General features: G+C 62.5%; 9 protein-coding genes. 1 reads left to right on the top strand and 8 read right to left on the bottom strand.

Annotation, left to right across the window (positions count from 1 at the left end; genetic code table 11):
• Positions 1-25: 25 nt before the first annotated feature.
• The 6 genes from hisS to ndk form a co-directional block, all read right to left on the bottom strand.
• The gene (gene hisS, locus GTP45_RS05640; RefSeq protein ID WP_161012914.1) at positions 26-1,369 is read right to left on the bottom strand and encodes a histidine--tRNA ligase; all 1,344 of its coding nucleotides are present in this window, start codon (positions 1,367-1,369) and stop codon (positions 26-28) included.
• Positions 1,362-2,618, bottom strand: coding sequence for a flavodoxin-dependent (E)-4-hydroxy-3-methylbut-2-enyl-diphosphate synthase (ispG, locus tag GTP45_RS05635; RefSeq protein WP_161012913.1), 1,257 nt, complete (start codon positions 2,616-2,618; stop codon positions 1,362-1,364). Before ispG ends, hisS begins: the two co-directional genes overlap by 8 nt.
• Before the next feature lie 16 nt (positions 2,619-2,634).
• Positions 2,635-3,666: a RodZ domain-containing protein gene (locus tag GTP45_RS05630; RefSeq protein ID WP_161012912.1), complete on the bottom strand. Its 1,032-nt coding sequence runs from the start codon at positions 3,664-3,666 to the stop codon at positions 2,635-2,637.
• A gap of 13 nt (positions 3,667-3,679) precedes the next feature.
• On the bottom strand, positions 3,680-4,495 hold the full coding sequence (pilW, locus tag GTP45_RS05625; protein ID WP_161012911.1) for a type IV pilus biogenesis/stability protein PilW: 816 nt from the start codon (positions 4,493-4,495) through the stop codon (positions 3,680-3,682).
• A complete protein-coding gene (gene rlmN / locus GTP45_RS05620; protein WP_161012910.1) occupies positions 4,495-5,667 on the bottom strand; it encodes a dual-specificity RNA methyltransferase RlmN in 1,173 nt (390 codons plus the stop codon). The genes pilW and rlmN overlap by 1 nt, the downstream gene beginning before the upstream one ends.
• A 72-nt stretch (positions 5,668-5,739) precedes the next feature.
• Positions 5,740-6,147 (bottom strand): nucleoside-diphosphate kinase, encoded by a 408-nt coding sequence (ndk, locus tag GTP45_RS05615; RefSeq protein WP_161012909.1) that lies wholly within the window; start codon positions 6,145-6,147, stop codon positions 5,740-5,742.
• A 221-nt stretch (positions 6,148-6,368) separates the two neighbouring features.
• Between ndk and GTP45_RS05610 the strand changes: the two genes are divergently transcribed.
• Positions 6,369-7,049 (top strand): Bax inhibitor-1/YccA family protein, encoded by a 681-nt coding sequence (locus tag GTP45_RS05610; protein WP_161012908.1) that lies wholly within the window; start codon positions 6,369-6,371, stop codon positions 7,047-7,049.
• 136 nt (positions 7,050-7,185) lie between these two features.
• Here the strand turns inward: GTP45_RS05610 and pbpC are convergent, their stop codons facing one another.
• Together pbpC and GTP45_RS05600 are read right to left on the bottom strand one after the other, a co-directional pair.
• The gene (gene pbpC / locus GTP45_RS05605; protein ID WP_161012907.1) at positions 7,186-9,276 is read right to left on the bottom strand and encodes a penicillin-binding protein 1C; all 2,091 of its coding nucleotides are present in this window, start codon (positions 9,274-9,276) and stop codon (positions 7,186-7,188) included.
• Positions 9,273-14,933 carry an alpha-2-macroglobulin family protein gene (locus tag GTP45_RS05600; RefSeq protein ID WP_161012906.1) on the bottom strand — a complete coding sequence of 1,887 codons (5,661 nt, stop codon included), beginning with the start codon at positions 14,931-14,933 and terminating at the stop codon, positions 9,273-9,275. Before GTP45_RS05600 ends, pbpC begins: the two co-directional genes overlap by 4 nt.
• Positions 14,934-14,974: the final 41 nt, after the last annotated feature.

The raw sequence follows: 14,974 nt of genomic DNA, 5'->3' as shown, positions 1-14,974 counted from the left end.
CGTTGATGAAATGCGTTGATTAAATTTAGTGGTTGCAGTGCTCGTCGTGCACGTGGTGGTGGTGATCGCCGCCGTCGGTGATCTGATCCACCACGAAGTCGACTACCTGGTCGAACGGCACCGAGGTTTGCTGCTGTTCGCCTTCCGCCGCGCGCATCGCCTTGACGCTGGCGGTGTTGTTGGTGACTTCATCTTCGCCGATGATGACGGCGAATGCGGCGCCTGCGCCGTCGGCCTTCTTCATCTGCGACTTGAAGCTGCCCGCACCGGCGAGGGTGGAGCCGTGCATGATTACATCCAGGCCCGCATCGCGCAGGCGCTCGCCCAGCACGAAGGCTTGCAGCTGCGCCGCTTCGCCTTGATGCACCAGGTAGACGTCGCACTGGTTAGGCATTTCCGGCTCGCCGGCTTCCTTCATCAGTTCCAGCAGGCGCTCGATGCCCATGGCGAAACCGACGGCAGGCGTCGGCTTGCCGCCGAACGATGCGATCAGCGGATCGTAACGGCCGCCGGCGCACACGGTGCCTTGCGAGCCCAGTGCGTCCGTCACCCATTCGAACACGGTGCGGTTGTAGTAATCGAGACCGCGCACCAGGCGGGTGTTGATCACGTACGGAATGTTGTTGTGGTCGAGGATCTTGCGCACGCCGTTGAAGTGCGCCAGCGATTCCTCGCCCAGGTAGTCCAGCAGCTTGGGCGCGCCGTTGACCATCTCCTGCATGGCAGGATTTTTGGTGTCCAGAATGCGCAGCGGGTTGCTGTGCAGGCGGCGCTTGGCTTCCGCATCCAGCAGGTCTTCGTGCTTTTCCAGGTAGGCGATCAAGTCGACGCGGTGGCGCGCGCGCTCTTCGGCATCGCCGATCGAATTCAGTTCGAGGCGAATTTCCGGCAGGCCCAGGTCATCCCACAGGCGGCGGCACATCATGATCATTTCCGCGTCCACGTCCGGGCCGGTGAAGCCAACCGCTTCGCAACCGAACTGGTAGAACTGGCGATAGCGGCCGCGCTGCGGACGCTCGTGACGGAACATCGGGCCGGTGTACCACAAGCGCTTAGGGCCTTCGTACACCAGATTGTGCTCGATCACCGCACGCACTGCACCGGCCGTGCCTTCAGGGCGCAGGGTCAGCAAGTCGCCGTTCATCGAATCTTCGAACGAGTACATCTCTTTTTCGACGATGTCGGTGACCGCGCCGATGGCGCGCTTGAACAGTGCGGTGTCTTCCACGATCGGCGTGCGGATCTGCTGGAAGCCATAGCTCTGCACCACCGACTGCGCGGTGTTTTCGAACAGCTGCCACAGGTGCGAGTCCTGCGGCAGGATATCGTTCATGCCTTTGACGGCGGTGATTTTTTCTTGTTTAGACATGTTTGCTGTAATTCTTCTTCACGTAATTCAGGACGATTTCCTGGAACTCTTCGACGATGCGTTCACCGCGCAGAGTCGCCACCTTGGCGCCGTCAACGAACACCGGCGCGGCCGGCGATTCGCCCGTACCCGGCAAGCTAATGCCGATGTTGGCGTGCTTCGATTCGCCAGGGCCGTTGACGATGCAGCCCATCACGGCCACGTTCATCGCCTCCACGCCCGGATAAGTCTTTTTCCATTCCGGCATCTGGTCGCGCAGGAAGGTCTGGATGTTATCGGCCAGCTCCTGGAAGGTGGTCGAGGTGGTGCGGCCGCAGCCCGGGCACGCGATCACCATCGGGGTGAATTTGCGCAGGCCCATGGTCTGCAGGATCTCCTGTCCCACTACCACTTCCTTGGTGCGATCGCCGCCCGGTTCCGGGGTCAGCGAAATGCGGATGGTGTCGCCGATGCCTTCTTGCAGCAGCACCGACAGCGCCGCCGTCGACGCGACGATGCCCTTGCTGCCCATGCCCGCCTCGGTCAGGCCGAGATGCAGCGGGTAGTCGCAGCGCTTGCCCAGTTCGCGGTACACGGCGATCAAGTCCTGCACGCCCGAGACCTTGCACGACAAGATGATTTTGTCGCGGGCCAGACCCAGTTCTTCCGCGCGCACGGCGTTTTCGATGGCCGAGGTAATCAGCGCTTCGTACATCACTTGCTGCGCAGTCCATGGATTTTCGCGCACGGCGTTTTCGTCCATGATGCGCGCCAGCAGCGCCTGATCCAGGCTGCCCCAGTTGACGCCGATGCGCACCGGCTTGTCGTAGCGCGCCGCCACTTCAATCATTTGCGCAAACTGCGTATCGCGCTTGGCGCCCTTGCCCACGTTACCGGGATTGATGCGGTACTTGGACAGCGCTTTCGCGCATTCAGGGTAATCGTTCAGCAGCGTGTGGCCGTTGTAGTGGAAGTCGCCGACCAGCGGCACGTCCACGTCCATCTTGTCCAGCTGTTCGCGGATGTACGGCACCGCTTCGGCGGCTTCCGGGCGATCCACGGTCAGGCGCACCAGTTCCGAACCGGCGCGGGCCAGGTCGCGGATCTGGATCGCGGTTTCGATGGCGTTGGCGGTGTCGGTGTTGGTCATCGACTGCACCACTACCGGAGCGTCGCCGCCTACCCAGATTTTGCGTTCGCCGTGCGAGATCAACACGCGGCGGCTGGCGCGGCGTTCGGTTGGCCCCGATGGAATAGCAGTTTGCGTCATGGTTCTAACTCAGTTCTTACTTAATGTTCACGCGGGAAATCGTACCGCCCGGGATCAGCGGCAACGCCAGCGGCGCACCGCCCAGCGAGGCTTCCACGCCGGCCGGTTTGCCGATGATCAGCAGCGCCGGATCCTTGATGTCAAAAGTCTCGGTGCTGCCGGCTTTCACCACGCGCGAAATCAGCGAGGTGGTGCCCGGCCGGCGAATCTCTACCCACGAATCCTCAGTCACTTTCAACACCAGCTGGTGGCCAGTGCCACTAGCCGCTGGCGCTGCCGGCGCTGCAACCGGTGCAGGCGTCGGCGCTATCGCCACTGGTGCAGGTGCTGGCGCCGGTGCTGCGGCGACTGGTGCAGGCGTTGGCGCAGGCGCTGCCGCCGGCGGCGTTGCCGGCGCAGCGGCAGCGGATGGCGCGGTCGCTGCCGGTGCTGCTGCGGCCTGCTCGCCTTGCGGCGGCACCGAAATCAGCGGCACGTTAGGCGATTGCAGCGCGGTGTTTTCCTGCGCTTCCTTGACCAGCGTGGTCTCCAGCGCCGGCGCGGCTTCCGCTACCGGCTTCACTTCTTCTTCCTTACGCTCGAACAGCGAGGCCGGAATCAGGCCGCTTTGATAAGCGTAAGCGCCTGCTGCGCCTACCACCACCACGGCCGCCAAGCCCACCAGCCAACCAGCCGGCGCCGACGAACGGCCCGTCATCGACGGGAAGCGCGACTCGGAGAACGACGCCGCCAAATCCTTGCGCGGCGCAACCACGACCTCGGGGCTGGTCGGCTGCGCTGCTTCTATCATCGCGACCAGCGGGGCCGCATCCATCTTCAATACCTTGGCGTAGGCGCGCACGAAGCCGCGCGTGACCGCCATGTTAGGCAGCGCGGCGTAATCGCCGGCTTCCAATGCCTTCACCTGGCGCACCGCCAGCTTTAGTTGTTCCGCAATCTGTTCAACCGTCCAACCCATCGCTTCGCGCTGGGCGGCCAGCAATGCTCCGGGCGTAGCCTTGCCAGTGTTGCCCTGCTCCTGCGGCGTTTCTGCCCACTCAGAATTCATTGGTACCCCTGTTTCACTCATCAAACGCCCCACGTTGATAAGCAGCATATTCGGTCGAACCGGCGTGGTGGCGACGCAATTGCGTCACCCAACCCGCTTCCGCGTCCTTATCGCCCAGCTTATGCTGCACCTTAATCGCGAGCCACAGCACATCGGCCGTCAGGCTCTCCATCTTTGCCACCTTATTCAAACGGGTGATGAAGAAATTGGCGCGCACATAATCGCCTTTTTCAAAATACACCCGCGCCAAATTGGCGTTAGTGGCCGGCAGGTCGGGCGTCAACTGCAAGGCTTGCAGCAGATAACGCTCCGCGCTGGCGTAATCCTTGATCTTCAATGCGCACGAACCGGCGTTGTTCGCGGCGCTGGCCGGCGAACGGTAAGTCCGGTTGTTCAGGGCCGCATCAAACAGCGGCAAGGCATCCTTCACGCGGCCAACCTGGCACAGGAAGGAGCCGTAATTATTGGCCAGATCCGGGCTATTCGGAGCCAGCTTGCGGGCGCGGACGAAGTTATCTTCGGCCAGGGCGTTCTCGCCCATCTGCTGGTAAATCAGGCCGCGCATGCCGTAGCCGTCGGCATAGTTGGGGTCTGCGGCCAGCGCCAGCTTCACTTCGTCGAGCGCCACCGCGTACTGGCCTTGCTCGAAATAGCCGATCGCCAGCTGCATGCGGATATCGACCTTGCGCTGCACGGCGGTCGCGTCGGAGGCGGTGGTCAGTTCGGCCTTGCCGCTCTTGCCCGGGCCCGGCGAGGCGCAACCAGCCAGCGCCCCTGCCACGCAAAGCGCGACGAGACTAAGCCGGCTACGCTGCGCCAGGAAGGTCATCAGGAACGGATCTCCACGATCTTGCCGAAGTTAGCGCCGAATTTATTCTGATACTCGGCCATTTTTTCCATGCGTTGCTGAACCTTGGTACGGTCTTGCACTTCGCCGGCCAGCTGGCCGCAGGCGGCGTCGATATCGTCGCCGCGGGTTTTGCGGATGGTGGTGACGATGCCCGCATCCAACAGGATTTGCGCGAAGGCCGTGATGCGCGGGTTCTTCGAACGCAGCAGACCCGATTCCGGGAAGGGGTTGAACGGAATCAGGTTGAATTTGCAGTTCACGCCGAACTCCGGGTGCTGTACCAGCGCCACCAGTTCGCGCGCGTGCTGGTCGGTGTCGTTGACGCCGTCGAGCATGCAATACTCGAAGGTGATGAAGTCGCGCGGCGCAAACTCGATGTAGCGTTTGCAGGCGGCCATCAGCTCCTTGAGCGGGTATTTTTTGTTGAGCGGGATCAGGCCGTTGCGCAGCTCGTCGTTGGAGGCGTGCAGCGACACCGCCAGCGCCACCGGCACATCCTGCGACAGCTTGTCGATCATCGGCACCACGCCCGAGGTGGACAGGGTCACGCGGCGGCGCGACAGGCCGTAGGCGTTATCGTCCAGCATCATCTTCAGCGCGGTGGCGGTCGGCTCGTAGTTGAGCAGCGGTTCGCCCATGCCCATCATCACCACGTTGGTGATCTGGCGCTCGCCTTTCGGGCCCGGTTCGATGCCCTTGGTGCGGCGCAGTTCAAATTCGGCCATCCACAGCTGGCCGATGATTTCGCCCACGGTCAGGTTGCGGCTGAAGCCTTGCTTGCCGGTCGAGCAGAAGCGGCAGTTGACGGCGCAGCCAGCCTGGGTCGAGATGCACAGCGTGCCGCGGGTTTCTTCCGGGATGTACACGGTTTCCACCGCGTTGCCATTGCCGACGTCGACCAGCCATTTGCGGGTGCCGTCGGCCGAGGTATGGTCGCTGATGATCTGCGGCGCCACGATCTGGGCGCGGTTTTTCAGTTTGTCGCGCAGCGATTTGGCCAGATCCGTCATGCTGTCGAAATCCGACGCGCCGAATTGGTGGATCCAGCGCTGCAATTGCTTGGCGCGGAACGGCTTCTCTCCCAACTCGGCGCAATAGGCGGTGAGCTGCGCGGGATCGAAGTCCAGCAAGTTGGTCAGAGGTGCGTTCATAGTGTGGTTCAAAACAGTACTAATCATTTATCCCGTTTCCGCACCGCGGCGCGGAAACGGAATCCTTACAAATTACTTACCGAAGAAGTAAGCGATTTCAACAGCAGCGGCTTCAACAGCGTCCGAGCCGTGAACTGCGTTAGCGTCGATCGAGTCAGCGAAATCGGCGCGGATGGTGCCTTTGTCTGCTTTCTTAGGATCGGTAGCGCCCATCAGTTCGCGGTTTTTCAGGACGGCGTTTTCGCCTTCCAGGGCTTGGATCATGACTGGGCCCGAAACCATGAAGTCCACCAGGTCTTTGAAGAAGCCGCGCTCTTTGTGCGCAGCGTAGAAGCCTTCAGCTTCTTCGCGGGTCAGTTGCTTCATTTGAGCGGCAACGATCTTCAGGCCAGCTTCTTCGAAGCGGGTGTAGATTTTGCCGATCACGTTTTTTGCAACTGCGTCTGGTTTGATGATCGACAGGGTGCGTTCGATTGCCATTTGAAAAACTCCAATAAAAAGAAAGGTTTAAAACAAGAATTGATAATCCAATCAACCTTTGATTTTACCATAGAACACCCCATATTCCGAAAAGCAGGGGCCATGAAGGCAGTTTAAGTTGGAATTAAGTGCTTTTCTGGCATGATTTTGCGCATTCTCAGCGCGCCATGCTATGCTTTTAGCAAGCGGTAAACTTTTACCCCGCATTAGGAGGTACTACGATGATCAACATGCAAAAAACTTACGATCTGGCGGAAAGCCGCCGGTTGGTGCAACACAATGTGCTGCGCAATACTTATTGGCTGCTGGCCCTGTCGATGGTGCCGACCGTGTTCGGCGCGGCGCTGGGCGTGTCGCTGCACTTGCCGCTCGGTGGCGGCCTGATGGCGCTGCTGTTCCTGGCGGTTGCGTTCGGCTTTATCTGGGGCATCGAGAAGAACAAGGATTCCGGCGTGGGCGTGGCCCTGCTGCTGGGCTTCACCTTCTTCATGGGCCTGATGCTGACGCCGTTGCTGTCGCGCATCCTCGGCTTCTCGAACGGTGGTTTCCTGATCATGACCGCGTTTGGCGGTACGGCGGCTGTGTTTGCGGTGCTGGCGTCGGTGGCGACGGTATCGAAGCGCGATTTTTCGGGCATGGGTACGTGGCTGTTCGCAGGTGTGGTGATTCTGCTGCTGGCTTCGGTGGCTAACATCTTCCTGCACATCCCGGCGCTGTCGATCGTAATCTCGGTGGTGGCGATTGGTATCTTCTCGGCGTACATCTTGTACGACGTGCAACAGATCATCAATGGCGGCGAGACCAACTACATCCGCGCAACCCTGGCGCTGTACCTGGACGTGTACAACATCTTCACCAGCCTGCTGCAACTGCTGGGCATCTTCGGCGGCGACCGCGACTAAGTGCAAAAAGCTTCCCCCGAAAGCCGGCTTCGTGCCGGCTTTTTTTATGCGCGCCAGAATGCACCCGCAAGGCCACACCAGAGGGGTCTGACCCCATGCGGGGTCAGACCCCGCGACGGATCGCAGTGCGGGGGTGCTAATGCGCGGTAGCCCCGCGAACCTGGAAGCGGGTGGTCGCAACAATGTTGGCGCTCGCGTCGATGAGAGCTAGCTGGTGGGGGCCTGGGGTGGGACGCCATGCATAGTCGGCGGTGGCCTGCGCCAACGGTTCCCCATCCAGCTGCCAGCGCAGACCTTGGCTGCCTTGGGCGAGGAAGAAGACGCGCTGGGTAGCCTCTGGAATGTCAGGATCGATGGCCAGGATGCTGGCGTCGCCGGGATAGAGGATTTTCGGCGCGCGGTGTTCGTCGCGCACCAGCGTGATGAGCGGGCTTTCGGTGCCGGCGATGAACCATTCGCTGCGCGTCGATTCCAATTCAGGCTGGTAGCTGACCTGCTGCCGCACCACGCCTTTCGGCGGCTTGGGCGCGCGGCTGCCGGTGCTGCGGTGCAGGTAGTCCATCACGTCGCGCCATACCGGCGCAGCGCCGCTGACGCCGGAGACGTCCCACATCGGCTGTCCATCGAAATTCCCTACCCAGACGCCGACCGTGTACTTGTCCGAGTAGCCCACGCACCAGTTGTCGCGCATGTCCTTGCTGGTGCCGGTTTTGACGGCAGCCCAGAAGGTGGTGGCCAATTCATTCTTCAAGCCGAACGTCAGGCTGCGCGCGGCGCGGTCGGCAAGGATGTCGCTGACGATGAAACTGGCCCGCGCATCGAGCACGCGGCGCGGCGTTGCGGCAGCTTTCGGCGCCATACTGGCCGCGCTGTACATACCGCCATTGGCCAGCGCGCGATAGGCATTGGTCAGCTCAAGCAACGACACCTCGGCTGAGCCTAGCGCCAGCGAGTAACCGTAGTATTCGGCCGGCTGCGTCAAACTACTGAGGCCCACGTCGCGCAGGCGCTCGTGAAAGCGCTCCATCCCCGTCATCATCAGCGTGCGCACCGCCGGCACGTTGAGCGAACTGGCCAGGCTGGTGCGCGCGCTGACGTAACCCTTGTAGCCTTTATCGTAATTCTGCGGCGCGTACATGCCTGATCCGGTGGAGATATCGATTGCCGTATCATCCATCAGCGACGCCGCCGTGATCTGTTTGCGCTCCAGCGCCAGCTCGTACAGGAATGGTTTCAGCGTCGATCCAGCCTGCCGCAACGCCGCAGCACCATCCACCTCGCCATTGCCCGCATTGCCGACGTAAGCGAGAATTTCACCGCTGGCGTTATCCAGCACCACCACCGCGCCATCACTCACATTGCGCCCGCTCAGCGCCGCCAGCTGCTGACGCAACACGGTCTGCGCGTGACGCTGCAAGCCCGCATCCAAGGTGCTGCGCACCGCCTGGCCACTACGCGTGAGCAGCCGCTGCGCCACCTGCGGCGCCGGGGCCAGCGTGCCCGCCAACTGCGGCCGGCTCCACGCGACGATAATGCGCAACTGAATTTCGCTGCACGTCGACGGCAGCCGCAGTTCATGCGCCAGTGCGCAAGCACGCTGCGACACCACCTTCTGCCCTGCCGCCGGCCCGCGCAACAGACTCGCAAGAATCACTGACTCGCTCAAATCCAATCCCGACGCCGACTTGCCGAACATGCTGCGCGCCGCCGCGGCCACGCCTTGCAGCTCGCCGCGATACGACACCATGTTCAAGTACGCTTCCATGATCTGCTGCTTGGTCCACTCGGCATCCAGCTCGCGCGCGGCCTTCACTTGATCCCACTTCTGCCCCCAGTTGCGGCCCTTGGCGGACGACTGCAAGGCCGGATCCAGCAAGGCCGCCAACTGCATGGTGATGGTCGAAGCGCCGCGCGGACGCGTACGGAACAAGTTATCCCATGCTGCCTTCGCCGCCGCGCTCCAATCCACGCCATTGTGTTCATAGAAGCGCTGATCCTCCGCCTGTAGCACCGCCGCCGGCAGCGCGGGTGAGATGTCATTCAGCGCCACCCATGGCAAACGCCGCACCGCCATATCGATGCGCAGCGACTGAATCGCCTCGCCATGCCGATCCAGCAGTTGCGCGTCCGACGAGCGATACGCCGCGCGCACCTCGTCAAACGTCGGCGCGGCGTGGGCGGCGGAGCCGGCCAGCGCCAGCACCATGGCGGAAATCACCAGTTTCATTTCACGTTCATCACTGCGTTAGGCGATGCGCCGAACATCTCGGGGCTGTACATCGCTTCCACCCGCGTCGGCGGCAGGTTGAATTGGCCGGGGTTATTCAGGCGCACCGTGTACTCCACGCTCCACTTGCCTTTCGGGACGAAGCTGTAGAACGCGCGATAACCTTCAAAGCCGCGCTCCTGGAACGCCGGGTACACCCAGCCGGTAGCGCGCTCGCCGCTGGCCGCGATTTGCGAATCTCCGCCAAGACCCGAGCCCAGCACCGTGGCGCTGGCTGGAATCGGATCATCCACCACCACCCAGGTCATATCCGACTGCGCTTCCAAATCCAGGTGCACGCGATAGGTATCGCCGCGCGACCATACGCCCTTGGTTTTCTGCTCCAGCGGCGTGATGGTCTTGACGATTTTGTAGCCGCTCGACAGCGGCGCCTTCAACGGCACCGCAGACAAGGTCTGCACCGTAGCCCAAGGCTTGCCTGCGCCCGCATGTTCCAGTTCCAGCTGACCGTCGCCACCGCGCGGCCAAGGCAGCACGGCCGTGCCGCCCGCCGGATCGCCGCCGAAAGCAATGCTCTTGCTGGCGTTGGCCAGCGTGGCGCCGGCAGTACCGGCCACCTTCTCGCTTTCAAAGCGCTGCGAGAATTTATCCATCGCCAGCACGCCCCACGCATTGGCGACGGTCGTGCCCCAGCGGCCTTTCTTCTGCCGTCCCAATGCACCGCGCGCGAGGCGGCCGATATCATCCTTCCACGCCGGATTGTCGGCCATCACCAGCAGCAGGCGATTGGCATTGCTGTCGGCCGAGGACATCAGCCACCACCAGTCATCGGTGCGCTCGGTGGAGAAGGTCATGGTCGTGCCTTGCAGGTTAAGGCGCGAGCGCAGAATCTGATCCGCCTCCTTCAAGCGCTGCGCGTGCTGCGGCAGCTTGGGCGAGCGTTGCAGGATCTGATACCAATCGATGACGGCGGAAGTCGGCCACAAATTCGGCTGCACAGAGAACGACTCCAAAGCACTCGCATTCACCGGACGTGAACGCGATAGCGCCTCCAGCGCCGCAATCTTGCGCACTGCCAGATCGGTGGTGCGCAAACCTGAGTAGCGCGTGATCTTGCCCTGCACGAAAGCCTGCAAGCCCGATTCCATGCGGCCTTTCAGCGCCTCGGGAATCTCGTAGCCCGCTTCGCTGGCGGCGGACAGCACATAGGCCGTCAGCGTATCGCTGCCCTGATCCATCACCGGGAAGTATTTGAGCAAGCCATCCGCATCCAGGTAAGTCGGCAGCTTTTCGGCCGCCGCGTTCCACATCGCTTCATCATGCAGCGCGATGGAGCGCGAGGTCACTTGCTCGAAACAGCGATACGGATACTGCAGCATGTAATCGCGCACGCCCGGCAACTCGCCGCCCAGTTTGGGGCTGAACTGCACTTGCACGCCGCCGCGTCCCGGCACGGCGTCTTCCGGCAGCTTGACGGCCATGCTTTGTTTGCGATCCAGTTGCAGCAAGGTTGCCTGCATGACGGTCACCGGCACAGCGGGCACGATCTGCTGCTTGATCTTGATGCGATCTGTCGATGCCGCGCCACCGCCCTCCACTGCCGCGCTGACATCCCACGCCAGCGTGGACACCGACAACGGCGCTTGCACGTCCCAGCCGACTTCACGCGCCTGCCCCGGTTCCAGCGCCACCGTTTGCGGCGACAAAGCCTTGCCGCCTACATTGGCGTTGAGCGTGGCCTTGACGGCGGCATCGGTGGTGTTCCGCAACGTGAAGGTTGCGCGGAAGCGGTCGCCCTCGCGCACCAGCGCCGGCAAGCCGGAAAGCAGAATCAGATCCTGCGAACTGCGCACCTCCGTGCGGCCGGTGCCAAACAAGTCCGCATCCGCACTGGCGATAGCGACGATGCGGAACGCGGTCAGCGAATCGTTAATCGGCACCTGCACCGAAGCTTCGCCATTCGCGTCCAGCGTGACGCGCGCTTTCCAGAACAGCAGCGTATCGAACAGTTCTCTTCCCGCGCCCTTGCCGCCGCCACCGCCGGCCGGAACCGCCTTGCGGCCAAAGTGACGCTTGCCGACCACCTGCATCTGCGCAGTAGCCGTAGTCACTTGCAGATTACGCTGCTCCATCATGGCTTCCAGCAGATCCCAGCTTGTATTCGGCATCAGTTCCAGCAGGCCGACATCGACAGCGGCCAGCGCCACTTCCGCGCCAGCCGGCGGCGCCGAACCGTCAGGACGCGCGACCTTGACCTTCACCGTGGCCTTGTCGCGTACCTTGTAGACTTCCTTGTCCGCCTTGACCTGCACCTTGAGCTCATTGGCCGACCAGCCGACGCGCAACGGCACGATGCCCAGTTTGTAGGCAGGCTTGCCCAGATCGACCAGCGCCGTCGGCTGCACGCCGTTGACGCGGCCGCGCACCACCAGCGCCGACACGAACACATTCGGCGCGTACTGCTTCTTCACGGGGATAGTGAACACCGGCTCGCTGCCACTGAGCGGGCGCACATAGGTATCGATCACGCCCTCGCGCTCCACCGTAATCAGCGCGGTCGCTTCGCGGAACGGCATGCGCACCTGGAAGCTGGCGGTGTCGCCCGGCTCATAGCGTTTTTTCTCCGGCAGCAGATCGATGCGGTCGTTGTCGGTGGCGGCGAACCACCAGTCGGCGCCGTCGGCCACCCACGTCTCGCGATTGGTGACAGCCACCCGCTGCTGCGCATCTTGCGTTTTCGCGCGCAGAATCAGATTGCCCGATGCCGGCGCCTTGGTCTCGCAAATCAGCAGGCCCTTGCTATCGGTCTTGCCCTCGCAGGCCGCGCCCAAGGCTTTTACTTCGCTGCTGTTTTCGTAGGCGTAGAAGCCGCCGATCAAGCGGCGTCGATGCGAGTAGGTCTGGCGCTGGAAGAAGTCCACCGCCACCGGTGCATCGGCCACCGGCTTGCCTTGCAGACCCAGCACCGCCACGGTGAACTTGAGCGCGTCCTTGCTGACTACCCAGCCATCCGGCTGGATGCCGATCACGTAACTCGACGGCCACAACGGAATGCGCGTGGACGAAGATAGGGTTTCGCCGTTGGCGTCTTGATAGGTCATCTCGGCCAGCACCGCGTGCGGCGTTTGCACTTGCGGCAGTTGATCGAGCGCGATGCGCGCGCCACCGGCTTTATCCAGCGTCACGCTGCGCGTTTTGACGGCGCCGGCGCCTTCGCCCTCCTCGCCTTCGAACATGCCCTCGTCGTCATCGTAGCCGGCGCCGCGCCGCTCGACGCCGACCTTGACGTCGCCGGTGCTGAAACTGAAATCGGGATAATCCTCAAAGTGCACGCTATTGTCCTGCACCACGGTGCGCAGCTGCACGGCCGCATCGCCTGCACCGCCGCCGGACAGGTAGCTCAGTTGTACATCCAGATCCACCGACGACGCTTGCACTGCCGGTGCTTTCGGCCCTTGCAGCAGCGCCTTCATGGTGGGCACGCGGAATTGCTCGACGCGGAAGCGGCCCGTTTCGTGTCCGCCGATGCGCAGTTGATACCAGCCTTGCTTGGCGTCGGCCGGAATCGCCCAGGTATTTTCCGCCGAGCCGTTGGCGCTCCACTTCAATGGCAGCTCGTACTGCTGGTCGCTGCCCTCGTGGACGATGAACATGCTGGCCGCCTGCTCCTTGGTCGCGCGCACGATGCCCTGCTCCACGTGGCGGCGCATGAAGTGCTTCATGTGCACCGTTTCGCCAGCACGCAACAGCGTGCGATCGAAGACCGTGGAGGCGAGGATGTTGTCCGCACCGTAGTAGCCAGTCGGCAGATTGAAGCGCCACGTCTCGATGCCGCGATCCCAGTCGGACAAGGTGAAGGTCATGTCACCACCCAAGCGCGCGCTGATAAAGTAGCGTTGCTCGTCCTTCTGCGTCAGCTCCTGGCGAATGTGCGCCAAGCCGCCGCTATCGGTCATCCCCTGCCAAAGCAGATTGCCTTTGTAATCGCGCACCGCGACCTGCGCTTGCGCCACCGGCTTGCCCTTATCGAGCGACGTCACCCACACCAGCGACGATTCCGCGCCGTGCTTGAAGTGCGCCACCATATTCGTCACCAGCGCGGCGCTGCTTACGTATGCTGGGCCTTTGCCGAGCGCCAGCCCTGCGCCCAGTTTAGGGCTCGCCAGCTCCACCACGTAGAAACCCGGCTTGCGCAGCGGGATACCGACCACTTCAAACGCCTTGCCGCCGCCCGGCTTGGGCATGGTGAAGCGTTCAAGCTTACCGGCATGAGCATCCAATAGCGGCTTGGCCATATTGCTTGCGTAGAGTTCTTGCGGCTCCCAGCTGTAGCTGCTGCCCATGCGCTTAAGCCAGGCGATCACTTGCTGGTCTTGCTGCTCCGGCGTGGCAGTGTTGTCGTTGACGCGCAGCGACGTGCCGTCAACCTTGGTTCCTGCCACTTGCGCCTCGACGTTGCGCACCGTGACCGGCAGCAGCTTGTCGCCCTTGGCCTCGATGATGCCGAAGCGCGCGGGGAATTTGACCAGCGGCGGTTGCGTATCGGTGCGGATCGCCATCGGGAAGCGGGATTGATTGACCAAGGCGCGGCCTGCATCGTCTTTCAAACCAGCCGGCAGCGCGACGCTCAATTTCGCGTTTTCAGGGAATGGGCCTTTGAAGGTTAGCCATTCAAGGTACTCGCTCTTTTCTTCTTCTTTATCGATTAGCGGCTTGAAGACTTTGCCGCCGGGTGCTGTGATCTTCACGGCCAAGGCGTCGGCGCGTTTGATCGGCGCGCTGAATTGCACGCGCATCGGCAGGAACGGCACGCAGCCGGCGTCCTTGGACAACCTGTCGCAGCTAAAACGCGCCGTGAAATCCGGGCGCGTTTTAAACGACAGCACCTGATCCTCCTTGGTGGCGATGCCGCTATCGGCTTGGATGCCCGCGCCCCACACCAGCGACACCTCGGTCGCCGCAGGCAAATTGCGCTTGCATTGCAGGACGGCGAGCGGCAAGCGTTCCAGCTTCTTGTTATGGATCGCCGTGGTGGCGCGCCACACAACGCCGCGCGCCTTGAAGTACACCGACAGATAGCGCTCGGTGAACGCCTTGCGCAAATCCAGCACCTGCTGGCGTTCCGCGCCTTGCAGCACGCGCACGCCGATCCGCTCGTTGATGCCATCGGCGCGGCACCATGCATGCGCGGCCACCGTTTCATCGCTGGCCGGGCCGTCGAGACCGAGCACGAAAATCTGCTGCTCGTCGATGTAGCCGGAACCGTCGCGCGGCGCGGCGGCTTTCACCACCGGGCCGCCGGTATCAAAGCTGAACTGGCGTATGCCTGCCAGCGGCTTGCCGCTCAAGTCCTTGATATCGTCCTTGAGCGTGAAGCGGCAACTGACGCCGGCCGGCAAGTCGCGTGCAAAATCGTAGCTCCAGTTCTGGCCATCGATCCAGCGGCCCTTGCCCTCTTCCGGGCAATCGACATTGAACGGATCGCCGAGCCGCATATCGCCCAAGGGCACCATCTGCCCATTGAAGCGCGCAGCCACCTGCCGCACACCTTTGACGGTGCCGGAAGGCGAAAACGACGTGACGGACGTATCGGCCAGAACGGCCAGCGGCAAGCTGCAGAACGCAGCCAACGCGATGAGGCGAGACAGGAGGCGCATGCCAACTCCAGGCGCGGATAAAGAATCAGCCCAGTGTTGCG

The organism is Duganella rivi, assembly GCF_009857435.1.
Taxonomy (GTDB): domain Bacteria; phylum Pseudomonadota; class Gammaproteobacteria; order Burkholderiales; family Burkholderiaceae_D; genus Rugamonas; species Rugamonas rivi.
Note: the sequence above shows the minus strand (reverse complement) of the source record. Positions and strands in the feature narration are given on the sequence as shown.